A 22,964-nucleotide genomic window follows, 5' to 3' on the forward strand; every position below is an offset into this window, starting at 1 on the left:
TTGAGGTGATAGTCTATACCTTTTGTCGACCCGAACAGCATATAGAAAAAAGCGCCGGATTCACCGGCGCCCAGCGTTCGGTTGAAAGTTGCGTTCAGCGCGTCGAAATGATGTCGATCACGAAGACCAGAGTATCGTCGCCGCCGATGCCTGCTTGCGGGACACCCTGGGAGCCGTAGCCGTACTCCGGTGGAATGGATACCACCAGACGAGAGCCGACATTATGGCCCGGTACCGTCTGATCCCAACCTTTGATGACCTGTCCCACGCCGATGCCGAAGCTTGCCGGTTGATGCCTCTGGAAGCTCGAATCGAAGACCTCCTGCGAACCCCAGGTGACGCCGTGATAGTTCACCGTCACCGTGTCTCCCTTGCGCACCACGGGACCATTGCCTTCGACGAGCTCCACGACCTTGAGTCCGCTCGGAGCCTCTCCGTCAAACTCGATGGTCGGCTGTGCACCGAACTCGGCATTTACTGTCGGCATGCTCTGATCTGCCATTATTTCTCCTTCTTGGTCGCATATGAGTGTATACGTTAGCGTTTTTCGCCGCACAATACAATTTCCAAGGCGTAATCGGTTTTCCTGCGGGTCACCTTAATACAGCTGTGAGTACATTGCGCTGAGATAGAAAATTCCCAGTGCCGCAAGCAACACGGTAACAGCCGTGACGACAATCAACGGGACCACACGATATGAGGCACGCGGGCTGAGAAAACGCCCCAGGGCGAAAGCGACAAAACCGATAACCGCGCAATTGAACGCCACCGCCCAGAGCTGTGACCCGGCAAGGGCCGAACCTCCCAGAGGCGTCACCAACGAGTCAAAAACCGAGGGAACGACGAAGTATCCCCAGATCAGGAAACCCACCAGACCTACAACACCGAACACCAGAGGACCAAGCCGCTCCCGAACACGTCCTGCCAGCACATCGGCAATCCACAGCAGCGCAAACCCCACGGTATAGGTGAAACCGACCGCCAGCAGACACGCCACGGCCGCCCAGGGAATCAGCGCGATGCTGTGTTGCGGAGCCATCGCCAGATAGAGCGGGGCGCATATAATCTCGAGCACGCACATGATTCCGGCGGCGATAACCGCCTGCGTCGGCATATCCGGCCATTGCCGTGATTCCCGCTCCCCCACACGATTGTGAGCTGATGTCTGCGCCATGCGGCACCTCTTTCCGTTGATTCCGTAAACTTGGCAGGAATACGCGCAGAAGACACGCATATTCGTCAGGTTTCATTCGTCGGATACCTGGGCGCTCGGCGGCCGGCATCAGCGAACCACAGTCAAATACTACACACCGCATATGTCGGCACCGCCCTGGCGACCAGTCGAAAGGGTTGCACATCCCAATCAAGAGGTTCCGGTGCTTCAATGCTTGTGACACGACACCTATCCAGTGCGAAGGATACGGTGACGCGTCGTTGTTGCCAAAGTCATCCCCTATAATCCTGGCCGGCATGCGCTACATACCCGAGCTGCCGCAATGGGGCATCCTGGTCGAGGGCAACACCACCAACCGACCCTCATTCTGAAAGTCCCCAATGCAATCGTTCAGGGGTTTTCTCTGAGCTGTTTTTCTCTGAGTAACAGGCCATGCCATGCCACCCACGGGAAGCATGGAAATGAGACCTGCGGTCTTTTAGCCCCGTATCGTTCATGCGAAATACCATAAGCAATGACAGAAGCCCCAGGAGGTGATTGATGAGCAGCGAACCAACAGGTGAAATCATTCTGTATCACCAGGATGATGGAACGACAGAGATTACAGTACGCCTCGAAGATGAGACTGTTTGGCTGAGCCAACAACAAATCGCGGAGTTGTTCGGAACAACTCGTGAAAATATCACCATGCATCTTCGCAATATCTTCAACGAGGGCGAACTCGATGAAGAGGCAACCAGTAAGGATTTCTTACAAGTTCGCAATGAGGGAAGCAGACGAGTCAACAGACATGTCATGCTCTATAACCTTGATGCCATTTTATCCGTGGGATACCGTGTGAAGTCTGCGACTGCCACTCGTTTTCGCATCTGGGCAACCGATCGGCTGCGCGATTATCTCGTCAAAGGCTATGCAGTCAATCAGCAACGCTTGGATCAGATTGGTCAGGTGGTACGGATTCTGGGTCGTGCCACGGATGAGTTGGTGTCCGGCTCGGTGGACATTCTCGCCATGTATTTGCCCGGACTGGAGCTATTGCGTGATAACTGGGTCAGGAGTCATATCGGCACTAACCAAAACGCAGTACCGGGTCACAATACAGTTCTCCAAGCATGAGCGTGCACACTTCGCAATCCCAAGACTTCCGAGCCATGGCGTCACCTAATCGCATGATTGGAACTCTCGGCATCAGGATGCCCAAGAACCACCAATCACATGTTTACCTAACATGGAACGCATCTTCCTAAAAACCCTACTCATCATGGTGGTATGAGATACCGAGTTCGGGGACGATGACCTCTTGTTCTCCACGCTCGACAACACCTGCATCGAATGCTTCGAATCCCGCCACACGAGCAGTCTCAAAGACCTGGTCGACATCGTGAGGTTTGACGATGGCGACATATCCGATACCCATATTCAAGGTGTCGCAGGCTTCCTTCATGCCCATTTTCTGCTGCTCAACCATGAAGCGCAGGACCTCCGACACTTCGGGCACATGCTCATCCACGTGCTCATATATCAATGGGCAGTAAAGCTGGTGCCCCCGGTGGGAATCGAACCCACATGCCTTGCGGCGGCGGATTTTAAGTCCGCAGCGTCTACCATTTCGCCACGGGGGCAGTGCGACCGACAACGGTCACCTTGAGTATTATGCCACGTCCGCATCGCCTTCGAGCAGACGACGACCGCAATCGAGCACGATTCCGTCCAGCAGGCCGTGCTCACTGGCTATATACGAGTCCATAATCGTGCCCTTGGCAGCCGCGGCCTCGCTGACGCGACGTAGCACCTCATTCCAGACCAGAGCTCCACCACCGACCACATCGATTCTTCCCGGATGGATTGCGTGCAGCTCGCCGCGTTCCGCCCGGCTCATCCGCAATACCCGATTGTCGACATCCATGACCCGGTCGAAAGCGATGCGCGCTCCATCCACGCGAGCACGGTCATAGCTGTCCAGACCCATCGCCAACGCGCTCATCGTGGTCACCGTACCAGACACCCCGATGATGGTTCCTGTCGATGCGGCATCGACATGGGTAAAAGCCTCGTCGATATGCGTGTTGATGTCCTGTTTCGCGGCTTCTATCTGCGCTTCGCTCGGAGGATCGTCGAGCAAATGGCGTTCGGTCATTCTCACCGATCCGATATTCATCGAGAAAGCGTCTCGAACCTTGTTCTCGGACGATGTGACTCCGTCTCCCCCGATAACGAGTTCCGTCGACCCCCCGCCAAGGTCAACCACCAGATACGGAGGTTTGGGGTCATGTGTGGACGACAGCATGCTTGTGGCTCCCAGAAAACTCAACTCGGCCTCCTGAGAACCGGGAATGACCTCAGGACGCACTCCCAGAATGCTTTCGATACGGTCCTCGAATTCCTCGCGATTGGCAGCATCGCGGGTGGCCGAGGTGGCTACAAAGCGCAGTGCATCGACGCGGTGCCGTCCCAGGACCTCCGCGAATTCCTGAGCCGCCTCATATGCTCTGTCCAATGCATCGGCGGAAAAACGGTGCGTCTTGTCAACATCCTGCCCCAATCGAATGACCCTGAGCATTCTTGGTACGACCGGATGCAACCCCTGCTCGTCGACTTCGGCCACCATAAGACGAATCGAATTGGTTCCGCAATCGATTCCCGCCACAGTCACTGAACTCATACAGCCAACTCCCTTACCATTACGACGCCGCTCGCCACCGCGTCCGGCGATGGACCACTGTTTTGATACGTCCTTCATCTATCTGCATCAGCAGCCACACAGCCGATTCCGCCAGCAGCCGCTCACCAAGCCAAGCTGTGCTCTTCCGCCGCATCACCGTGAACTCGCATCATGATGCTTGACCGACTGCAGGTCACCTCTGAGGACATTCTATAGCTCACTGCCTAGAACCCAATGTCTAGAACCCAATGTCTAAAATTCACTGTCGAGTATCCAATGGCCGGAGCCCATTGTCTAGAGCCCGCAACGGCACACCGTGGGTGAAAACTCGTCCTCGATTTGGGACAGTACCCGGTCCCCAATCGGGTTGACTCCCTCGCCCATCACCAGGCTCTGCGCAACCAGGGCGTGGAGACACTTCACTCTGACCGGCATACCTCCGGCACTGGTTCCCTGAATATGGCTTTCGTCATCGCCCAGCCGCAAAGCCAAGGCATGTCTGAAAGCCAGATACGCCCCATGCGCTTTGACATATTCCTGAGCAATCTCGGCATCGTCGGCGAGCATATCGTTGTATCCACGCATATCCCCTTCGGCTTCCACGTGAGATACCGCCTTGACCGCCTCCGGACTGGTGAGGTAGCACGTGGTAGGAAAGGGCACAGAACCCTCCAACAGGGGTCTGGTAATCACGGCAAGTGGGTTGCCGCAGACGCAGCGTGCGCCGACAGCAACCATTCCTCGGGGGTATCTGCCCAACTGCCGTGTCACAGTATCCACATCTTCGGGTGTTGCCGGATTCTCCAACGCCGAATCCACAAGCTCCTCGACCTTCATCAAAACCCCATTCCGTAACTGCGTGCAAATCCCTCAGTACCTGATAACCGTCTACTGTTGGCCGTCGTTTCCGTCACTGTCCGCGGTGCTCTTATCGTTTTTCGCAGAGTTCTTCGTGCCGCTGCCCTTATCGGCTTTTTCAAACGCCGATGCCATCTCCTGATACCAGGGCTTGTCTTCTTTGCTATCCTTGCCGGAATTGCCGCTGTTGTTAGCAGCTGCGGTACCTGTGACCGCTTCGGGGTGCAGCACCCTGATGGCCTGCTCCCCCGCGAACACGAATCCCAAACGGTCTCTAGCCTGGGCCGTGACGTAGGCGTCGTCGTTCCAACGGTTGATGTTGTTTTCCAATTCCTGCTTCTGTGCGATCAGGGAAGCCTCCTGCTTGCGCAGACTGTTGAGTTGGGAAAGATTAATGGCATAGGTGTGGAAGGTCGATACCAATTCGATAGAAGCGAGAATCACGATGATCATGGCGATGAAGAAGGAAATCGGCCCGGCAGTTCCCCTCTCCTTCGACGAGCGCGGAGGCCGCGCATCCGGAGTATGCTCGTTGCGATTCCCTGCTGCCGTTGAAGATGCCATGTTCATGAAAATACCCGCCGCACTCGACTCGGAGTGTGGCGGGTATGCTCACAGCGGCACCGGAATCAATCCGGTATCACCATGAATAGCCGAAGCTACTTGATGTACTTCTTGCAGGCCTTGAACGCATTGTAGCCAGCGTACTGTGCGACGGAACCGAGCTCTTCCTCGATCTCCAGCAGACGGTTGTACTTGGCGATGCGCTCACCACGTGCAGGAGCGCCGGTCTTGATCTGGCCGGTGTTCTTGGCGACGGCGAGATCGGAGATCGTGGTGTCCGGGGTCTCACCGGAACGGTGGGAGACCATGGAGGTGAAGCCATTGGCGGTTGCCAGCTCGATGGCGTCGAGGGTCTCGGTCACGGTGCCGATCTGGTTGAGCTTGACCAGCAGGGAGTTGGCGGCCTTGAGGTCGATGCCCTTCTGCAGGCGCTTCGGGTTGGTGACGAGCAGATCATCACCGACGAATTGCAGGCGGTCACCGAGTTCTGCGGTGATCTTCTGCCATGCGGTCCAGTCCTCTTCCTGGAAAGGATCCTCGATGGAGACCAGCGGGTACTTCTCGACAAGACCCTTGTAGTATTCCAGCAGCCAATCGTCGTCGCGCAGCTCGCCCTCGAAGAGGTACTTGCCGGTCTCCTTGTCGTAGAACTCGGAGGAAGCGACATCCAGGGACAGGCCAATCTGCTCGCCTGGCTTGTAGCCGGCCTTCTCGATGGATTCGACGATGAGGTCAAGTGCCTCGGCGTTGGAATCCAGGTTCGGCGCGAAGCCGCCCTCGTCACCGAGTCCGGTGCTCAGGCCGCGTTCCTTCACCACTCCCTTGAGGGTGTGGTAGACCTCGACGCCTGCGCGAAGGGCTTCCTTGTAGCTGTCGAAACCGTACGGGGACACCATGAACTCCTGGATGTCGACGTTGGAATCGGCATGTGCTCCACCGTTCATGATGTTCATGTTCGGCACGGGCAGGATGTGTCCGTTGGTGCCGCCGAGGTAACGGTAGAGAGGGAGATCGGCGGACTCTGCGGACGCATAGATGGCTGCGAGGGAAACACCGAGGATGGCGTTTGCTCCCAGCTTGCCCTTGTTCGCGGTGCCGTCGAGCTCGATCATCGTCTCGTCAAGCGCACGCTGGTCGGTGGCATCCAGACCGATGACGGCCGGTGCGATGATCTCGTTCACGGCCTTGACCGCATCAAGGACGCCCTTGCCCTGATAGCGTGACTTGTCGCCGTCACGACGCTCCCAAGCTTCGGCCTCACCGGTTGAAGCACCTGAGGGAACGAGTCCGAGGCCTTGTGCCCCGTCCTCCGTCTCAAGAACTACCTCTACGGTCGGGTTGCCACGGGAGTCAAGAATTTCGCGTGCATAAACGCTTTCAATTGCTGCCACAACTTCTCCTTAAGACATGTGTGTTGTGCTGTCGGTATCCAGCGTAGTGCGTTTGTTGGACGATGACCACGCACGGGAGGAATATTCGTGTGAGCGCTCACAGCAGGTGCAGCTCGCAGTCGGCAAGCTCACTCGCATGGCCGCTTGTGCCGTTTGTGTAGGGATTTGGCAGAGGACCGGCAACATGCATGCCTGAATGCCGCCATTTCCAATGGGCACATCACGAAACACGGCGACAATCCCTACACAAACACATGCCTCAGGAGTTTTTTCTGGGAGTCCAGGCCAAATCGTCCAGCAACTGGTTCACCCATGTCATGACTGCCGGAGAATCCATCGCCGACGAGCCAAGAGAACCAGCGAAGGGCGCGGGAATGAGCAGGGTATGCGTGACCGGACGATACTGGCATCCCGAATAGATTCGCTGCAGTCTCATCATCACCGATTCAGGCGGGTCAATGCGCGCGACACGCACGTTGCGGCCTTGAGCGATGATTTCCCCGATGCCGAGTTTCTTGGCCTTCTCCCGGAGTCTGGCGATGTCGAACAGCACTTCCAGCTCCTGCGGCGGATTCCCGTAGCGATCGGCAAGTTCCTCGCGCAAATCGTCCAGATCCTGTTCGCTGTGCGCGGCCGCAAGTTTCTGATACGCCTCAAGCCTGAGTTTGTCGGAATCGATGTAATACACGGGGATGGACGCTTCGATCGGAAGGTCGATGCTGACCGATTCATCTTCCTGCTTGTCCGGTTCCTTGACATGCGCCACGGCCTGGGAGACCATGCGAATGTAGAGGTCGAATCCGACGCCCTCAATATGGCCCGACTGCTCGTCACCCAGCAGATTACCGGTCCCCCTGAGCTCGAGGTCCTTCATGGCGACGTCGAAACCTGAACCCAGGGCACTGTTCTGCGCGATGGTTGCCAGACGGTCATGAGCGGTCTGGGTCATGGTTTTGGCCGGGTCATAGAGGAAGTACGCATAGGCGCGCTCGCGTCCGCGACCCACTCGGCCACGGAGCTGATGCAACTGGCTGAGTCCGAAACGATCGGCGTGGTCGACGATCAGGGTATTGGCATTGGAGATATCGAGACCGGTCTCGATAATCGTCGTACACACCAGGACATTGATGTCTCTGCGCCAAAAGTCACGTATGACGGCGTCGAGCTGCTTCTCCCCCATCTTGCCGTTGGCTATTCCCACCTTCGCCTCGGGTACGAGCTCGGTGATCTTCGCGGCGGTTCTGGCGATGTCCTCGACCCTGTTGTGCACGTAGAAGACCTGGCCGCCTCTGAGCAGTTCCCTCCGCACCGCAGCGGTTACCTGCGCGTCCTCATAGGCACCCACATAGGTCAGCACCGGCAGACGGTCCTCGGGTGGCGTCGCCAGCGTGGACATCTCCCTGATTCCAGTGACCGCCATCTCCAAGGTTCTCGGAATTGGCGTGGCAGAAAGACTGAGCACATCGACATTGGTGCGCAGCGCTTTCAAGGTCTCCTTGTGTTCAACGCCGAATCGCTGCTCCTCGTCGATGATGACTAGGCCAAGGTCCTTGAACTTGATTTTAGGATTCAGCAGCTTGTGCGTGCCTATCACGATGTCGATGCCGCCGTCGGCCAGAGCCTCGGTTGTAGCCGATATTTCCTTAGCCGTCTGGAAGCGGCTCATGGCCGCGATGCGCACCGGAAAACCTTCGAAGCGTTCGGTGAAGGTCTCGAAATGCTGCTGCACCAGCAGCGTGGTAGGTACCAGAATCACCACCTGCTTGGAGTCCTGAACCGCTTTGAAGGCGGCCCTCAGGGCTATCTCGGTTTTGCCGAACCCCACATCACCGCATATCAGCCGATCCATCGGCATGGCACGTTCCATGTCGTGCTTGACCTCGTCGATGGTGGTCAACTGGTCCGGCGTCTCCTGGTAGGGGAAGGCATCCTCCAGTTCCTTCTGCCAAGGCGTGTCCGGACTGAATGCAAAGCCCTCCGTGCGCTGTCTCGCCGAATAGAGCTTGACCAGGTCCTCGGCTATCTGACGTACATGCTTGCGGGCCTTGGCCTTTGTCGCCGCCCAGTCGCCGCCGCCCAGCTTGTTGAGTTTGGGAACCGCCGCACCGATGTATTTACTGACCAAATCCAACTGGTCGGTGGGGATGAAGAGCTTGTCGGCTGGGGCCCCGCGCTTGCTGGGAGCGTATTCGATGACCAGATATTCGCGCTGCGCCTTGTTGGCGCCCTGCCCTACGGTGCGCTGCCGCATCTGCACGAAGCGTCCGATGCCATGCTGCTCATGCACCACGTAGTCACCTGGTTTGAGCTCCATCAGGTCAATGGCCTTACGGCGGCGTTTCGGCGTTTTCGTCTGCTGCGAGGCACTGGTGTGACCGGTGAGGTCACGTTCCGTCAGCAATGCGAGTCCGGCCTTGGCGTCGATGAACCCGTCACGGGCGAATGAACGGACAGCACGGAACTCGGTGATTCCGGTCTCATGAATCACACGTGTCAGCCTGTTCAATGTTCCTTGCGCAGGCGAGGTCACGGTCACCTGGAGTCCCGCATCGATCAAGGCTCTGATACCCGCATTCGCACGTGACTCTACGCCACGGAATTCATCGGGTTGCTCGGCGTCTATGCGAATATGCCCGGGACGCGAGGTGTCCACGCTGAAATCCGTGAGCTTCCACAGTTCCCGTTCCGAGAAGGTTATGGAGCTCAGGACCTCATCGAAATCGAGGAAACTTGCCTGATCGAAGGTTATCGGAGCACCGGAGCCATGACCGGACGCGGCCACATGCCAGCTGGCCGCCAGAAATTCATTCGCCGTTTTCGACAGGTCCTCGGCAGCCCTTCGCAGACGCTCGGGGTCGCAGAGCATCACCACTGAGTGTTTGGGCAGCAGGTCAGGGACTGAGTCGAGCTGATCGACCAAGGCAGGCAGCAAGGACTCCATTCCTTCCACCGGTATGGCCTGGGATATGGATTCAAGCATATCGTCCGCATTGGGAATCTGCCCGATGAGTTCCTTGGCGCGGGCGCGCACCCGATCGTTCAGCTGCATCTCCCTGCACGCCGTGGCCCATACGCTCGGCAGGTCGTCGCCGTAAGTACGCTGGTCCGCGGCGTTGAACTCTTTGATGCCGTCTACCTCGTCGCCGAAGAATTCGATGCGAAGCGGGTGAGGGGCCGTGGGAGGGAATACATCCAGGATGCCGCCACGAACGGCGAACTCTCCACGATCCATTACCAAATCAACACGATTGTAGGCGTTCTGCACCAGACGATCCACCGCCGAGTCAAGACCCAGGTCCGCACCCATGCGGAACACCAACGGCTCCACATCGCCAAGTCCCGAGACCACCGGCTGAATGAGGGAACGCACCGGCATCACGAGGATGCGGATCGGGCGGAACATGCCTTCCCCTGCTTCGGGATGCGCCAGGCGTCGGAATACGGCCATGCGGGAGGCGACGGTATCTGCACGGGGGGAAAGCCGTTCATGCGGAAGGGTTTCCCACGCCTCCATAACTGCGATGTCATCAGGATCGCCGCCGTACCATGAACGCAATGCATCCGCCATATCCAGGGCTTCGCGCCCGGAAGGCACCACCAGAACAACCGTCTGACGCTCCGAGACCGCGGCGACGAGAGCGGGCCGAACGCCTTGTGCGGCGGCTATGGTCAGGCTGGGGTCGGTGTCCGAATCGGGCACCTCCACTTTCCCGAGATGCAGCTCATGGAAGCTCTGATCGCCGTCGAGCACCGAAAGATAATCATGCAAGGAGTTCAAGGCGATGTTGCGGGTACCCGCGTCCTTATCGGATGCGGACGTGCGTGAGGTCACCGTGTTCTTCGCGTCAGCCCCACGCTTAGCTATCGAATGATGCCCCTCCGGGCCGATGCCTCTGATTGCGGTTGCGCTATCTGCCATTGAAGCTCTCCTGTGCCGCCGCCAGACCCCTGACGATCAAGGTTTCTGCGGCATCCGCCCCGTCCGCCAGAAACTCGGGCAGCTTGACCTGCTGTTCACGCGAAAATCCCCCCAGCACCCAGTTCACCGTATTGCGATGAGCATCGCCTTGGCGGGCCGAGTGGCCTACTCCGAGGCGAACGCGCCCATAGGCATTGCTGCCCAAGGATTTATCGATGGATTTGATGCCGTTATGCCCGCCGGCGGAACCACCGGATTTCACTTTGATTCTGCCGTATTCGAGATCCATGTCATCGTGGATGACCACCACGTGACGGGGGTCGATATCGTAATAGGCCGTAATGGAGGCGACGGCATTCCCCGATTCGTTCATGAAGGTCAAGGGCTTTGCGAGGAAGAAACGAAGGTGTTTGCCATCAAGGTCCAACAAGCCTTTGCCGAGTTTCGCCAGACCTTTGTGATCGGACATGGATACCGACCACCGCTGGGCAATCACGTCGGCGCACATGAACCCCATGTTGTGCCTGGTTCCCTCGTACTGTTTGCCGGGGTTGCCCAATCCAACGATGAGCCAACAATCTGATGCCATTTCCTTGCCTTCTATCAACGCCGAGCCTTTCGTGCGGTTTGAAGATCACCCCGCCGCACCCTCTTATCGATGGTCATGCAGTCTCTCTACCGGAACGCCATCCGATGGCGGAACCGGGAAAGGGTAAACACCAAGCCGTACAGATTCTACCAATGGGGTCGACGACGAACATCAAGGGCCGGATACGATAACTGCGCTAAAAGGACAGCTTTTCGGAGAAATTATTACCGTATTGCTGTCCTTTTAGTGCAGTTATCTGCTTCTTCACGGGGAAATCAGGACAATGAATGATACCAGTAGGCGACATCATGCCTGACACCCTGCGAATCCTCGGCTGCATGGGGCAGCAAGCCATACTGGATGAAATCGAAACGCCGCATCAAGGCCATCGAACCCGCATTATCAGCGAATATCACGGTGTTCAGCGACGCGTATCCCAATTCGCGTGCGGTCTGCAGGCCCCATTTCACCAGGGAGGTGCCGAGACCGTGACCTCGGTGCCCGAGCTCGACGTAATAACTCAATTCGACATTGGCATCGTATCCCGGCCTCGGATGAAAGCGCGATATCGAAGCAAAGGCGGCGACCGTTCCGGCTTGCTGCACGACAATCACAGGGTATCGATTACGTGGAGTATGCGAATGCAGCCATACGGCCCGCTCCTCCACTGTCTGCACCGCGGTATCCGCGCTTGCGCCACCGGAGGACACGGCCTGATTGTAGATATCGGTGATCGCCTGCAGATCCTCGTCCATCGCCGGACGGACACCGTATTCCTCGGGCAACCCCAGGGCCTGCTCGTGCGACGTTCCCGCCTCCGAGTTCTTCAAGCCTTCACCCACCGGACGAACACTCGGGTGACGAGCACTGAGTGGGCGGTCATCCCCAGAACCGCCACATTCCACTTGTGCATCCCCATGTGATTACTCACCTTGCTGTGCCTCCACTGCTTTGTTCACCGCTTCCTTCAATCTCTGCTGAGCTTCGCCGTAAGCGCTGAAATCGCCCTTCTGCAACGCGGCATCGGAGTCCTTGATCGCCTGATTCGCATCGTCCAGGGCCTTCTGCAATTCCGCACTGCGCTGCGTGCCTGCAGCATTCGACTTGCCGGAATCGCCATCCTTCGCCGAAGCATCTGCCTGCGATGAGGTGCCAGGGGTGGTCGACGTTCCGCTCGAGTTTGCGGCGTCACCGGCAGAGGCTCCCGAATCTCCCCCGAAGACCTGATCCAAGGCCTGATCCAGCGTATCCGCGAATCCGACCTGATCGCCGAACGCCACCAAAACCTTCTTCAACAGGGGGAAACTGGTCTTCCCACTGGATTCGACATACACGGGTTCGATGTAGACCAATCCCCCGCCTATGGGGAGCGTGAGCAGATTACCTCTTTTGACGTTCGTGCTGCCGGATTCCAATAGATTGAGTTCCTTGGATACATCGGCGTTGGCGTTGAAATTGTTCTGCGCCTGCCCGGGACCCGGAACATTCGAATTCTTGGGCAGTTCCATCAATCTCAAGGTGCCGTAATTCGGCCCTATCTTGCCGGTCGTATTGCCGGCATCGGAGTCCACCGAAAGGAAACCGGTGAGAATCTCGCGTGTGACGCTGCCTGCGGGGATATAGCTGGATGTCAAGGAGAACGTAGGCTCGGCCGCTCCCTGGTTCTGCATGGTCAGATAGTAGGGAGGCTGCAACACGCCTTCCGCCTGATTCTCCTTGGACTCGACCGGGTCTATCGGCGTTTGCCAGAAGTCCTCACCTGAGAAGAACTGACTGGCCGACGACACATGGTATTTCGCCAGCAGCTGCCTCTGCACCTTGAACATGCTTTCCGGATAGCGCAGATGGCTCATGAGATCACCCGAAATCTGCGATACCGGCTTGTACTGCTGAGGGAACACCTGCTGCCACGCCTTGAGCACGGGGTCACTCGGGTCCCATGCATACAGGTCGACCGAGCCGTCGTAGGCATCAACGGTGGCCTTGACGGAGTTCCGCATGTAGTTCACATTCTGCGAACCCAGGCTCTGAATCGTGTTAGAGGTTTTGGTCGTGGAATCCTGTGTGGAGGAACCAAGGTCAACCGTCTGCGAGTATGGGTAGTTCGAGGAGGTCGTATACCCGTCGACTATCCATTTCACCCGACCGTTCACCACAGCAGGATATACGCGACCATCGAGGGTCAGATACGGCGCAACCTTCGCCACGCGCTCCTTCGGGCTCCTGTCATAGAGAATCTGAGAATCGGCGGTCACTCGGTCCGAGAAGAGAATCTGGTCGGAATTGAAACGAATCGCATACATCAAGCGTGAGGCTAGATTGCCCACACTCGGTCCACCGTTGCCGCTGAAGGTATTGGTCGCGCCCTCCGACCCGGTGGGATAATCGAACTCCCATGCCTTCGTGCCCTTCGAGGCGCCCACGATGGAGTACTCGGGCGCGTTCGGTGAGAAGTAGATACGCGGTTCGTAATGTTCCGAATCCGTGAGTTTGCCTTGCGTGGGTATTCCCTGTTCAAAGAACTCGGGCTGGCCGTCGGCCGTGACCTTATTGCCGTATGCGGCGACGACGCCGTAGCCATGCGTATACACCGTATGGTCGTTCACCCAGTTGCGGTTGTCGTTTCCTGCGAGGTTCAGCTCGCGCGCTCCGATCACCGTGTCCTGGCTGGTGCCGTCGATGTCGTATTTATCCACGGCAAGCGTATCTTCGAAGTTGTAGTACTGCTTCGACTGCTGCAGCTGACGGAATGTGGGGGAAACCACCTGAGGGTCGAGCAGACGAATCTGCGCCGTCGTCTCCGCATCCTGGGCCAACGCTCCGGATTCACCTGTGGTGGTCGCCTGATAGGAGTCGCTTTTCAAAGCGCTCAGGCCGTAGGCCGACTTAGTCGCATCGATATTACGTTGAATATACGTGGATTCGAGTTCCTGTGCATTCGGGTTGACCTTGAAACGCTGAAGCAGCATCGGCCAGACGCCGCTCAACGCGATGGCCACGACGAGTACGACGGAAATCGCGACCACCGGCGTCCGCCACTGTCTGAATGCGGCCATCGCCGATGAGGCGGGCTGAGAAGATTCCCCGAGCCCCTTCGCCTTCATAATCCATATGCCGAGCACGATGCCGAGCACGGCGATCAGCACCGCCAACACGATGGACACGGGTACAGTGGCGTGAACCGAAGTATATGAGGCTCCGGTGATACGGTCACCCTGCTCGAAGAGCAGGTCGAAAACACCCAGGAGCCTGCTGACGGCCCAGACCATCATGGTCAGCATCAGCCATATGCCGAGCTGTCTGCGCGAACGCTTCGTCATGTTGACGATGCCGCGTCCTTGCACAGGCATCGTCAGACGTACGGCTCCCATCAGCACATGCGTCACCAACGAGAACACCAATGCCGCCAACAACAGTACGAGCAGAGCGCGGACGAGCAGCTGCAGACCGGGGAGAACGAAGACGTAGAAGCCGTTGTCGATGCCGAATTGCGGGTCCTTGACGCCGAATGACTGTCCGTTGAACATCAGAAGAATCTGTGACCACTCGGTATTGAACTGGGACCCAAACAGCAGTCCGACAATCAGCGACACCACGACGGCGATGCGCCTTGCAAAGCGCGAGCTGACGCCTTTGCCGATCTCTATGACATCACCCCGCACACGAATCTTGGAACCGTCCGAGGCATCGGGCCGCGCGCGTATCGCCAAGGTCGCCGACACGTACGTTACCGCGGCCATCATCAGAGCGTATGCAATCCACAAGCCGACCTTGACGCCGAGCTGCGTCCAGATCACACTCGCGAATCCAAGCTGCGAGTACCACATGACATCGGTGGCGAATCGTGCGAGCAGCACGAATAGCGTCGCTATGACAATGAGCACCACGACCAGCAGGCCCAGCGCCCGGCCCCATGAAAAGTGCCGTCCAGCAGCACCCTTGAGGCGTTTCGATGGCGGTTGCCGGCCTGAGGAGCCCTTGTCGGCACGTGGTTCGTCGTCGGGAGCCTCACCATCCGTCCGAACGTCGAGGATGATGGGATCATCGTCGTCACGCTGCCGATTGGGGTTCTTTCCTGGACCGAACATACCTGCGAAGCTATCAAAAAAGGACATGCATCAAGCCTACATGACGAATTCAGCGTTTATTCAGCTCATTCACGCCACCGTATGCTGCAAGCCTTGTCTGTGACATGGTTCGATTCAGAAGCGTGTTGTGATGTCGCTGGTTGTGGCTCCAAGACGCACCGCCCTGATTGTATGTACCGGTCGTATGTACCGGTCGTCGGTCTCTATGACTCTGCCGTGTCTGTGGTGCCTTTCGCCGAGATGGGCGTTGCCATGCATATCGGCGAAAGACTTGCGGACAGGTTAAGCGAGCCATGTTTCGACGAGGTTAGCGGTCCTGATTTGCCGCCATCGCCTCACCCATCCGCGCGACACGCATGAGCTTCGCGGCGGCTTCGTTACGCGCCTCTGGACCGTCGTCCCCCATGGTCAGCCCGTCGACATACTCCATGACCACGTCATCAACGCCGCAGTAATGCCTGAAGGTCCGGTCGCAGATCTGCAGTTGCAGCGCCTTGTCCATGCCGCTGGTCTTATACCAGTCCTCCGTACCTCCGCTCAGTGCGAATATCCTGACTTTCTTGCCCGCCAGCGCACCCGGTAAACCGTCTTTCCCGTAGGCGAATCCTCGGCATATCACGCGATCGAAGAATCCCTTCATCATCGCGGGCATCGTATACCAGTAGATGGGAAACACCAGAGCTATCACATCAGCGGAGACAAGACGATCCTGCAATACCGACACATCCCGAGGAACCGGCGCCTGACCAAGATAATGAGCGCGGTCCTCAGATGAATACACAGGGTTGAAGCCCTCGGCGTACAGATCGAGCAACTCGGTTTCGACACCGCCTGCAATCGCGCCCGCCATGAATGACTCGGCCACTGCATTGGTGAGGCTGTCGACCTCCGGATTGCTGGTAATGACAAGAACCTTCATGATAATCCTTCCGACATGTCGCACTGGCACACATATCACGCTGCCTGATGGAAGGCACCGGAATCAACCTCCACAGCAAGCGTTGGAACCAGTATCCAGTCCATTGCCGACAGGACTTGTTATGTAGAATCTCTAGTGTGCTTCGGTTCATGGCCGCGAGCGCGGAGAGAAAGCGGAGTTGCATGGAAATCTTGTTTGGGCAGATACTCATCTACGGACCGGTGGCGTTCTTCGGTCTACTGTTTCTCTTCTCCTATCTGAGAGAGCCCCGACAGTTTCGCAATGCAATATACCTGACGATATTTCTGATTCTGCTGGCCACATGCCTGCTGTTCGGTTTCGGGCAGGAATGGATGGTGCTTCCGGTTTTGCTGGCCGTTGTGGCATGCCCTGTTGTGGTGGTGCTGTTCCTGATATGGAATTCGGTATTGGTCATACGGCATGAGGGGCTGTCGATGTCGACAGCACTTCCGGCGGTTCTTGCCGTAGTCATCGTGATGTATCTGGCCATGGTCCCCCTGTTGTCACTCCTGCACGCCCCGGCCTGGCTGAACGGCATCGCATCGTTGATCGTGTTCGAAGGCCTCTGGTTCTTCTTCTCTTTCGTGGCGCTGTTGGTCTATTCCTGGTTCTACCGTCTGCTGCCCCGGAAAAGGCACTACGACTACATCATCGTTCACGGCGCCGGACTGGACGGCACCAAGCCGACGCCTCTGCTGCGTGGCAGGCTGGAAACGGCGTTGCGGTTGTGGAACAGACAAGGCAGACGTCCGCTGCTCATCGTCTCGGGAGGGCAAGGCGCGGATGAGGAGGTTTCGGAAGCAGCGGCGATGAAAGCATATCTGGTGAACGAACGGCAGGTTCCCGAATCGTCGGTGCTCAACGAGGACAAATCCACCACGACCCTTGAGAATCTCAGATTTTCCAAACAGATTATGGACGCGCATTCGGGGGGCGCACGCTACCGTTGCGCTCTGGTCACCAGTGACTACCATGTGTTCCGCGCGGCGGAGTATGCCCACAAGGTTGGGGTATCCGCGGACGGCGTGGGAAGCCATACCAAGGGTTACTACTGGCCAACGGCTTTCATCAGGGAATTCATCGCAATCTCTGTGGCCCACAAGTGGCCGTATCTGGTCATAGCAGGATTCTGGCTTCTTTCGGTGGCTGTGGAGCTGATACGGGTCTTCGTGCACTGAGCTCATCCGCCTGAACTCCGGGTACGTCGGAGTTGTAAAACGATACCGTCTCTCGCCCCACACAAGGTGTACCATCATTCGTGGCGATGGAACTCGCCTGGAGCTTCCCTCCGAACCGCGTACTGCTGATAGTTCCTATTCGTCTGGATGCAAGGGCCTGTTCCCTGCACCGACGGGCATGCCTGGATGGATGCGCCGTATCGACCCACAGGTCATATGGTTCTTCGCATCGCTGCTCGTCCATACGAAAGGATTGTCATGTCCCAATCAACGGATACCGCCAAACCCTATCCCTTTGCGAATGCCACGGTCTGCGTGGTGGTCTTCGTCGGCGGTGCGCTCGGCACCGGATTGCGGTATGCGATGTCATTCCTGCCTGTTATCGGCAGTCAGGACGCACACGGGGTGGGCAGTTTTCACCTCGGCACATTCCTCGTCAATATGATTGCCTCCTGCTGCTATGCGGGGCTGGTGACCTATCTTGCACAGGCACCTTGGATTCATGCCAAACGCCGCGAACTCATCAGCAGAGGCTTCGGCATGGGAGTCTGCGGTGGGCTCTCCACGCTCTCCGCGCTTGCTCTGGAGGTCTTCACCTCATCGCAGGGCAACAATGTGCTCGGCGGCATGGTGTATCTCATACTGACATTCGCAGGTGGTTTCATCGTCGCACTACTCGGTGTCAGGATGGGCAACTGGCTTGTGGATCACCGGAACAATCCCGAACTTTCGGCATCTTCGACATCCGACGAACCGCAGGGGGCGCAACGATGAACGATATCGCGCTCGCCTTAGCCGTCTGCGCCTGCGGCGGCATCGGTTCGGTATTTCGCTATCTCGTCGACGGTGTCATCAAATCACGGTGGATGACCGTATTCCCGGTCGCGACCTTCAGCATCAACATCACTGCAGGCCTGGCAACGGGCATTGTCGCAGCACTCTATGCCTCGCAGACCGTCTCGTCACCTGTGCATCTGCTGCTGGCGACGGGTCTGCTCGGCGGTTTTTCCACCTTCTCGACGGCAATCAACGAAATGGTGTCATTGTCCAGACAGAAAAAAATCGCGGCCGCGTCCTTCTATGCCTTCGCGACCATGATTGCACCGGTGGCGACGGTCTCTTTGGGATATTTCATCGCACGATGAGGCACGAATACGGCGTTGTGTAGGGATTTCATAGCCTTGCCATTCCAGTCGCCGTATCAGGGCTGGAACGGCAAGGCCTTGATGCGGCAGCACTCCATGGCATGGCAATAATCCCTACACCATCGGATGCATCATCCGATGCGAGCGGTGGATACGGCTCGGTGCGGAATCTAGACCTGCGCGGCTTCCTTGAGGCCCTCGCGATTGGCACTGCGGTGCTCGCCGTGCTGAGAATCGGCGGCGATATCGTAGGCATCGTCATGCCGACGCCACCAGGACGACAGCACCGACCCTGAGATGTTGTGCCACACACTGAAGAAGGTCGAAGGAATCGCCACCACGGGGTTCGCGGCGAAGGCCTGGAGCGCCAGAGTGGCTCCGAGCGCCGAATCCTGCATGCCGACCTCGAAGGTGATGGCCTTCTGCTGGGCGTATTTGAAACCCTGGGGGTACACCTTGAACATCAGGCGGCTGAACAGATAGCCGAGTCCGTAACCGCAAAGGTTATGCAGCATCACCACAGGAAGCACCATGGCCGTCTCGACGGTGAAGAGTTTGGCATTGTTGACGGAGACCACCACTCCGATGATGACGAGTATCGCTATCTGCGATATCGCAGGAAGAGCGACCGTGACCTTCTGGACCTTCTTGCCGAATATCGCATGAACCGCCACACCCAGGGCCACAGGAATCAGCACCACTTCGAGAGCAGTCAGGAACAGCTTGGTGACGGGAATCTGCACATACTGGCTGGCCAGTCCACTCATCAGCAGAGGCACCATGATAGGCGCACACAAGGTCGAGAGCAGACCTATCGACACGTCCAGAGCCACGTCGCCTCGCGACAGGAAGGACATGACATTGGACGAGGTCCCCGAAGGGCAGCATCCCACGAGGATGACACCGACGGCTATCATGCCGTCAAGCTGGAAAATCTTGCACAGCGCCACTGCCAGCAGCGGCATGATGACATAGTGGGCGATGGTCCCGACGATGACCATGAGCGGCATCTTCACGATGCGCTTGAAATCGTCGATGCTCAGAGTCATGCCCATGCCGAAGAGAATGATGCTCAGAAAATAATTGGTATAGCTTTTCGCCCACATGCTGGTCTGCGGCAGAAAGAAGTTAATAATGGCCCAGACCACCACAACAACCGTAAACCAACGAGTAAGCCATGTGCCGAACTGCACGATACGAGACATTTATCCCATCCCCTTCCAATCCCGCAATGTAGCGGGCATGGAAGAGGTGTCGGGTAGCTCAGACCACTATGTGAGCATCGGCAGGCAATGTCGAGATGCCGCATCCTGCACTGGCCATAGGACAACGCTGCGCCGGAATCTCCGGTTACGCGGCACAGCAATGGCAGAACCGAGGAGGTGAATGACTCAGACCAGCGCGGCGATATCCCCTTCTATCGCCTCCGGAGTGGTCGACGGTGCATAGCGTTTCACCACACGGCCCTCGCGGTCGATGAGGAATTTGGTGAAATTCCATTTGATGCGTCCACCAGCGATACCTGATTTCTGCTCTTTGAGCCAGTTATACAGGGGGTCGGCGTGCTCACCGTTGACGTCGATGCGCGCGAATGTCGTGAAAGTGGTGCCGAAACGCAGCTTGCAGAAGCTTCCCAGCTCCTCGTCGCTTCCAGGTGCCTGACCGGCGAACTGATTGCATGGGAAGTCCAGAATCTCGAAGCCACGGTCATGGAATTTGCCGTACAGCGCTTCCAAGCCATCGTATTGCGGCGTAAAGCCGCACTCCGTGGCGGTGTTCACGATAAGCAGCACCTGTCCTCGGTAATCGGCAAGGCTCTGCTGCTCGCCCTTGATGGTTTTCACGCTGAAGCCGTACAACGCGGAGTCATCCCTTGGCCGAGTACCTTCCCTCGGCGTGCCTGCAACCGCGTCGTCCGTCTTCGCATCGGTAACTGATTCGCTCATAATCGCGCCTTCGCATCCTTGGTGGTGTACCGCTTCCTGAGAATCAGGCTACAGAGCATCGCGCCTTCGGCCACGGCGATTCACCATGAACGTAATCACGGGCGCAGCTCACGGTCTCTCATCAGAAAAGTGAGCCTCCGCCGTCAGCTATTCAGACGATGCCGGCCGAAAGCAAAGCACGGTGCATCCGGTCGAAGCATTCCTGCAACAGCGGGTAGGGCATGGCGAAATTCATGCGCACACACCCCTGTCCGATTCGCCCGCAGGCCTCCCCGTCAGTCAAGGCGACCTTCGCCTTATCGAGGAAGAAGGCCGCAGGATCGTGCAGGCCCAGAGGAAGAAAATCGAGCCACGCGATATAGGTGCCCTGAGGCCGCACATAACCCACAGTCGCGAATCTGGTGCGCATCTGCTCATCGACATAATCCCTATTGCGCAACACGTATGGAAACATCTCGTCAAACCATTCTCCGCCGTGCTCATATGCCGCGATGGTGGCCACCGCACCAATGGTTGCCGTCTGGTGTTCCGACCATTCAGCCTTGCGCATCCACAGGGCGTAATCGTCAGGATTCGTCAGAATCACCTGGGCACATTTGGTTCCCGGGACGTTGAAGGCCTTGGACACGGATGTCGCCGTGACGGCCTGCCTTGCCGTGGTCTCGTTGATCGAGGCGAAAGGCGTGTGCACGGCGTCATCAAAAACGAAGGATGCGTGAATCTCGTCGGAGAACACGCGGACGTCGAAGCGTTCGGCCAGTGCAGAAAGCGTGAGCATCTCTTCGCGGGTGAGCACCTTACCGATAGGGTTGTGGGGATTGCAGAGCACGAAGGCCTTGCATCCCTGGCGGAATGCGTCTTCGATGGCAGTGAAATCGAATTCCCAGCCTCCCTTGCGTTGCAGCATGGGAATTTCGATAACCTCCACTCCGTACAGCCGGGGAACACTCAGGAAAGGCATGTACGCGGGGGTGGGAACGATAATGGCGTTTCCCGCTCCCACGAATTCGCGGAGGAAAATCTCATAGGCCTCCATCACATCGGGCACCGGCCTGATGCAATCCGGGTCGACATTCCATCCGAAACGCCGCTGCTGCCAATGTGCGCAAGCCTCAGCCACCTGTCGTTTCAACGGGTCCGGAATATAGCCGAGCGAACAGCGCTGCACCGCACCGATCATGGCCTCCTGGATGCATGGCGCCAGGCCGAAATCCATTTCGGCGATGAACGCTCCGATGCAATTCGGGTACCTGGTCCATTTATCACTGCCTATCTTCGCCAGGTCGTTCGGCGTTTCACCGTCGATGGCGGTGGCATCGAAAAGATGTTTCCCGAGACATTCCGTGGATGCATCATCCTGCAGTGTGCGGGTGCTTTCGGTTTCAGTCGCTGTGCTGTCCAGTAATCCATGCATACGTTCATTGTTTCCGATGACTCCCCGGAGTGCACCCTCGACGCTCCCCCGTTTGGTGAGAGCGTTGGTCGTTTTGCTTATGACGGTGGGGCGCTCGCTGAGGAATACGGGAGCGCACACGCCTAGGCATCCTGCACGGGACGCAGATAGCGCCCGGCGACCTTCTTGATGGCATCGCTGAGCTCGCCGATGGATTCACGTGTATCGCCGGCGCGGGTCAGCATCCCCACGCTTCTGACGGCATGTGCGTCCTTGATGGGACAGGCGATGACGTCATCACGCAGGAACGACAGCGTGGAAAGTTCCGGCACGATGGAAATACCCAGACCCATCTCCACGAGGTTTTGCGTGACCACGTAATCATCGGTGGAATGAGTGATATTCGGTTCGAAATCCGCCTTATGAGCGATGCTCACCAGATTCGCCTGGCATGTTTCGCAACCCGCGATCCATGATTCGTCATGCAGCAATGCCAGGTCAACCGGCATGCCGTCCTGCTCGTAGCGTTCCGCGACTTCACCGGATTTAGGGACGAGCAGACGCAGAGGGTCCTCCCCGAAGTACTCCACGCGCAGGTCCTCGCCGATATGCAGGAAATTAGGGATGCTGCCGTATCTGAAGATGATGGCCGCATCCGCCTGCCCGCGTTCCATCAGCCGTATGGCTTCGGGAGGTTCCATCTGCACCAGACTGACGTCGATATCGGTTTGCTGACTGAGATTCACCAAGGTCCGTGCCAGCAGGGTCGAGCATATGGAAGGAGGAGCCAATATCCGCAGATGGGAAGAACCATGCAGACGGTATTCCTCCAAGTCGCCTTCGGCCTGCGTCACGCGGTTGGCAATCAACTCACCATGACGGGCCAATGTCAGTCCAGGAGCGGTGAGGCTGACACCGTGGGCGTTGCGTTCGACCAACATGCAACCGCATTGCTGTTCCAGACGTTTCAACTGTTGGCTGATGGCGGCCTGGGACCATCCTGTCGCCCGCGCAGCGGCGGAAAGCGAGCCGTATCGCTCGATATTCCATAAGGTGACCAACATCTGCGGATTCAAATTCTGCATTCCCGTCCCCTTTCCAACCGCGCCGAAGCGTG

20 protein-coding genes, 1 tRNA gene and 1 riboswitch are annotated in these 22,964 nt (G+C 57.6%); of the genes, 4 read left to right on the plus strand and 17 right to left on the minus strand.

The annotated features are described in order from the left end of the window. Positions 1-94: 94 nt before the first annotated feature. On the minus strand, positions 95-502 hold the full coding sequence (locus tag DB51_RS06300; protein ID WP_034252627.1) for an FKBP-type peptidyl-prolyl cis-trans isomerase: 408 nt from the start codon (positions 500-502) through the stop codon (positions 95-97). Positions 503-598: 96 nt separating this feature from the next. After that, positions 599-1,174, minus strand: a complete 576-nt coding sequence (locus DB51_RS06305) for a hypothetical protein (protein WP_051867338.1) — start codon at positions 1,172-1,174, stop codon at positions 599-601. Between the two features lie 540 nt (positions 1,175-1,714). Between DB51_RS06305 and DB51_RS06310 the strand changes: the two genes are divergently transcribed. Next, on the plus strand, positions 1,715-2,290 hold the full coding sequence (locus DB51_RS06310) for a virulence RhuM family protein (protein WP_051867339.1): 576 nt from the start codon (positions 1,715-1,717) through the stop codon (positions 2,288-2,290). A gap of 136 nt (positions 2,291-2,426) precedes the next feature. Here the strand turns inward: DB51_RS06310 and DB51_RS10050 are convergent, their stop codons facing one another. From DB51_RS10050 to DB51_RS06365, 11 genes are all read right to left on the minus strand, one after another. Beyond that, positions 2,427-2,684, minus strand: coding sequence for an AIR synthase family protein (locus DB51_RS10050; RefSeq protein WP_084674599.1), 258 nt, complete (start codon positions 2,682-2,684; stop codon positions 2,427-2,429). A 28-nt stretch (positions 2,685-2,712) separates the two neighbouring features. Further along, positions 2,713-2,796 (minus strand) — tRNA-Leu (locus DB51_RS06320). Between the two features lie 29 nt (positions 2,797-2,825). Further along, entirely contained in the window at positions 2,826-3,836 is a 1,011-nt protein-coding gene (locus tag DB51_RS06325; RefSeq protein ID WP_034252633.1) for a Ppx/GppA phosphatase family protein, read from the minus strand. A gap of 294 nt (positions 3,837-4,130) precedes the next feature. Continuing rightward, positions 4,131-4,673, minus strand: a complete 543-nt coding sequence (locus DB51_RS06330) for a DUF501 domain-containing protein (protein WP_034252635.1) — start codon at positions 4,671-4,673, stop codon at positions 4,131-4,133. Between the two features lie 51 nt (positions 4,674-4,724). Further along, positions 4,725-5,258, minus strand: a complete 534-nt coding sequence (locus tag DB51_RS06335) for an FtsB family cell division protein (RefSeq protein ID WP_084674600.1) — start codon at positions 5,256-5,258, stop codon at positions 4,725-4,727. Between the two features lie 95 nt (positions 5,259-5,353). Further along, on the minus strand, positions 5,354-6,649 hold the full coding sequence (gene eno / locus DB51_RS06340) for a phosphopyruvate hydratase (RefSeq protein WP_034252637.1): 1,296 nt from the start codon (positions 6,647-6,649) through the stop codon (positions 5,354-5,356). Between the two features lie 259 nt (positions 6,650-6,908). Then, entirely contained in the window at positions 6,909-10,481 is a 3,573-nt protein-coding gene (gene mfd, locus DB51_RS06345) for a transcription-repair coupling factor (protein ID WP_432762353.1), read from the minus strand. A gap of 76 nt (positions 10,482-10,557) precedes the next feature. Continuing rightward, positions 10,558-11,157 (minus strand): aminoacyl-tRNA hydrolase, encoded by a 600-nt coding sequence (gene pth, locus DB51_RS06350; protein ID WP_034254026.1) that lies wholly within the window; start codon positions 11,155-11,157, stop codon positions 10,558-10,560. 275 nt (positions 11,158-11,432) lie between these two features. After that, complete coding sequence (locus DB51_RS06355; protein ID WP_238548318.1) at positions 11,433-11,987, minus strand: GNAT family N-acetyltransferase; 555 nt, start codon at positions 11,985-11,987, stop codon at positions 11,433-11,435. A gap of 93 nt (positions 11,988-12,080) precedes the next feature. After that, a complete protein-coding gene (locus tag DB51_RS06360) occupies positions 12,081-15,272 on the minus strand; it encodes a UPF0182 family membrane protein (RefSeq protein WP_034252639.1) in 3,192 nt (1,063 codons plus the stop codon). A 280-nt stretch (positions 15,273-15,552) separates the two neighbouring features. Then, the gene (locus DB51_RS06365) at positions 15,553-16,164 is read right to left on the minus strand and encodes an NAD(P)H-dependent oxidoreductase (RefSeq protein ID WP_034252641.1); all 612 of its coding nucleotides are present in this window, start codon (positions 16,162-16,164) and stop codon (positions 15,553-15,555) included. A gap of 182 nt (positions 16,165-16,346) precedes the next feature. Here DB51_RS06365 and DB51_RS06370 point away from each other — a divergent pair, with 182 nt between their 5' ends. From DB51_RS06370 to DB51_RS06380, 3 genes are all read left to right on the plus strand, one after another. Continuing rightward, on the plus strand, positions 16,347-17,363 hold the full coding sequence (locus DB51_RS06370) for a YdcF family protein (protein ID WP_202961996.1): 1,017 nt from the start codon (positions 16,347-16,349) through the stop codon (positions 17,361-17,363). A gap of 73 nt (positions 17,364-17,436) precedes the next feature. Then, a riboswitch (Fluoride riboswitch) is annotated at positions 17,437-17,508 on the plus strand. A gap of 113 nt (positions 17,509-17,621) precedes the next feature. Continuing rightward, positions 17,622-18,137, plus strand: a complete 516-nt coding sequence (locus tag DB51_RS06375) for a FluC/FEX family fluoride channel (protein ID WP_162174628.1) — start codon at positions 17,622-17,624, stop codon at positions 18,135-18,137. Continuing rightward, complete coding sequence (locus tag DB51_RS06380) at positions 18,134-18,508, plus strand: fluoride efflux transporter FluC (protein WP_034252643.1); 375 nt, start codon at positions 18,134-18,136, stop codon at positions 18,506-18,508. Before DB51_RS06375 ends, DB51_RS06380 begins: the two co-directional genes overlap by 4 nt. Before the next feature lie 170 nt (positions 18,509-18,678). Here the strand turns inward: DB51_RS06380 and DB51_RS06385 are convergent, their stop codons facing one another. The 4 genes from DB51_RS06385 to DB51_RS06400 form a co-directional block, all read right to left on the minus strand. Continuing rightward, positions 18,679-19,713: a bile acid:sodium symporter family protein gene (locus DB51_RS06385; RefSeq protein ID WP_034252645.1), complete on the minus strand. Its 1,035-nt coding sequence runs from the start codon at positions 19,711-19,713 to the stop codon at positions 18,679-18,681. A 186-nt stretch (positions 19,714-19,899) separates the two neighbouring features. Then, positions 19,900-20,454, minus strand: coding sequence for a glutathione peroxidase (locus DB51_RS06390; RefSeq protein ID WP_084674603.1), 555 nt, complete (start codon positions 20,452-20,454; stop codon positions 19,900-19,902). 151 nt (positions 20,455-20,605) lie between these two features. Then, entirely contained in the window at positions 20,606-21,868 is a 1,263-nt protein-coding gene (locus tag DB51_RS06395) for a MalY/PatB family protein (protein ID WP_084674715.1), read from the minus strand. 122 nt (positions 21,869-21,990) lie between these two features. After that, a complete protein-coding gene (locus tag DB51_RS06400) occupies positions 21,991-22,932 on the minus strand; it encodes a LysR family transcriptional regulator (protein ID WP_034254043.1) in 942 nt (313 codons plus the stop codon). Between the last annotated feature and the right edge of the window lie 32 nt (positions 22,933-22,964).

The organism is Bifidobacterium crudilactis (assembly GCF_000738005.1).
Taxonomy (GTDB): domain Bacteria; phylum Actinomycetota; class Actinomycetes; order Actinomycetales; family Bifidobacteriaceae; genus Bombiscardovia; species Bombiscardovia crudilactis.

Bases quoted from the DNA above. Each gene is read 5' to 3' on its own strand.
- DB51_RS06395 (WP_084674715.1), bottom strand. From the start codon at position 21,868: ATGCATGGATTACTGGACAGCACAGCGACTGAAACCGAAAGCACCCGC.
- DB51_RS06380 (WP_034252643.1), top strand. From the start codon at position 18,134: ATGAACGATATCGCGCTCGCCTTAGCCGTCTGCGCCTGCGGCGGCATC.
- DB51_RS06375 (WP_162174628.1), top strand. From the start codon at position 17,622: ATGTCCCAATCAACGGATACCGCCAAACCCTATCCCTTTGCGAATGCC.
- DB51_RS06325 (WP_034252633.1), bottom strand. From the start codon at position 3,836: ATGAGTTCAGTGACTGTGGCGGGAATCGATTGCGGAACCAATTCGATT.
- DB51_RS06335 (WP_084674600.1), bottom strand. From the start codon at position 5,258: ATGGCATCTTCAACGGCAGCAGGGAATCGCAACGAGCATACTCCGGAT.
- DB51_RS06360 (WP_034252639.1), bottom strand. From the start codon at position 15,272: ATGTCCTTTTTTGATAGCTTCGCAGGTATGTTCGGTCCAGGAAAGAAC.
- pth (WP_034254026.1), bottom strand. From the start codon at position 11,157: ATGGCATCAGATTGTTGGCTCATCGTTGGATTGGGCAACCCCGGCAAA.
- DB51_RS06310 (WP_051867339.1), top strand. From the start codon at position 1,715: ATGAGCAGCGAACCAACAGGTGAAATCATTCTGTATCACCAGGATGAT.
- DB51_RS06390 (WP_084674603.1), bottom strand. From the start codon at position 20,454: ATGAGCGAATCAGTTACCGATGCGAAGACGGACGACGCGGTTGCAGGC.
- DB51_RS06365 (WP_034252641.1), bottom strand. From the start codon at position 16,164: ATGAAGGTTCTTGTCATTACCAGCAATCCGGAGGTCGACAGCCTCACC.
- DB51_RS06385 (WP_034252645.1), bottom strand. From the start codon at position 19,713: ATGTCTCGTATCGTGCAGTTCGGCACATGGCTTACTCGTTGGTTTACG.
- DB51_RS06300 (WP_034252627.1), bottom strand. From the start codon at position 502: ATGGCAGATCAGAGCATGCCGACAGTAAATGCCGAGTTCGGTGCACAG.
- DB51_RS06400 (WP_034254043.1), bottom strand. From the start codon at position 22,932: ATGCAGAATTTGAATCCGCAGATGTTGGTCACCTTATGGAATATCGAG.
- DB51_RS06330 (WP_034252635.1), bottom strand. From the start codon at position 4,673: ATGAAGGTCGAGGAGCTTGTGGATTCGGCGTTGGAGAATCCGGCAACA.
- DB51_RS06305 (WP_051867338.1), bottom strand. From the start codon at position 1,174: ATGGCGCAGACATCAGCTCACAATCGTGTGGGGGAGCGGGAATCACGG.
- DB51_RS06370 (WP_202961996.1), top strand. From the start codon at position 16,347: ATGGAAATCTTGTTTGGGCAGATACTCATCTACGGACCGGTGGCGTTC.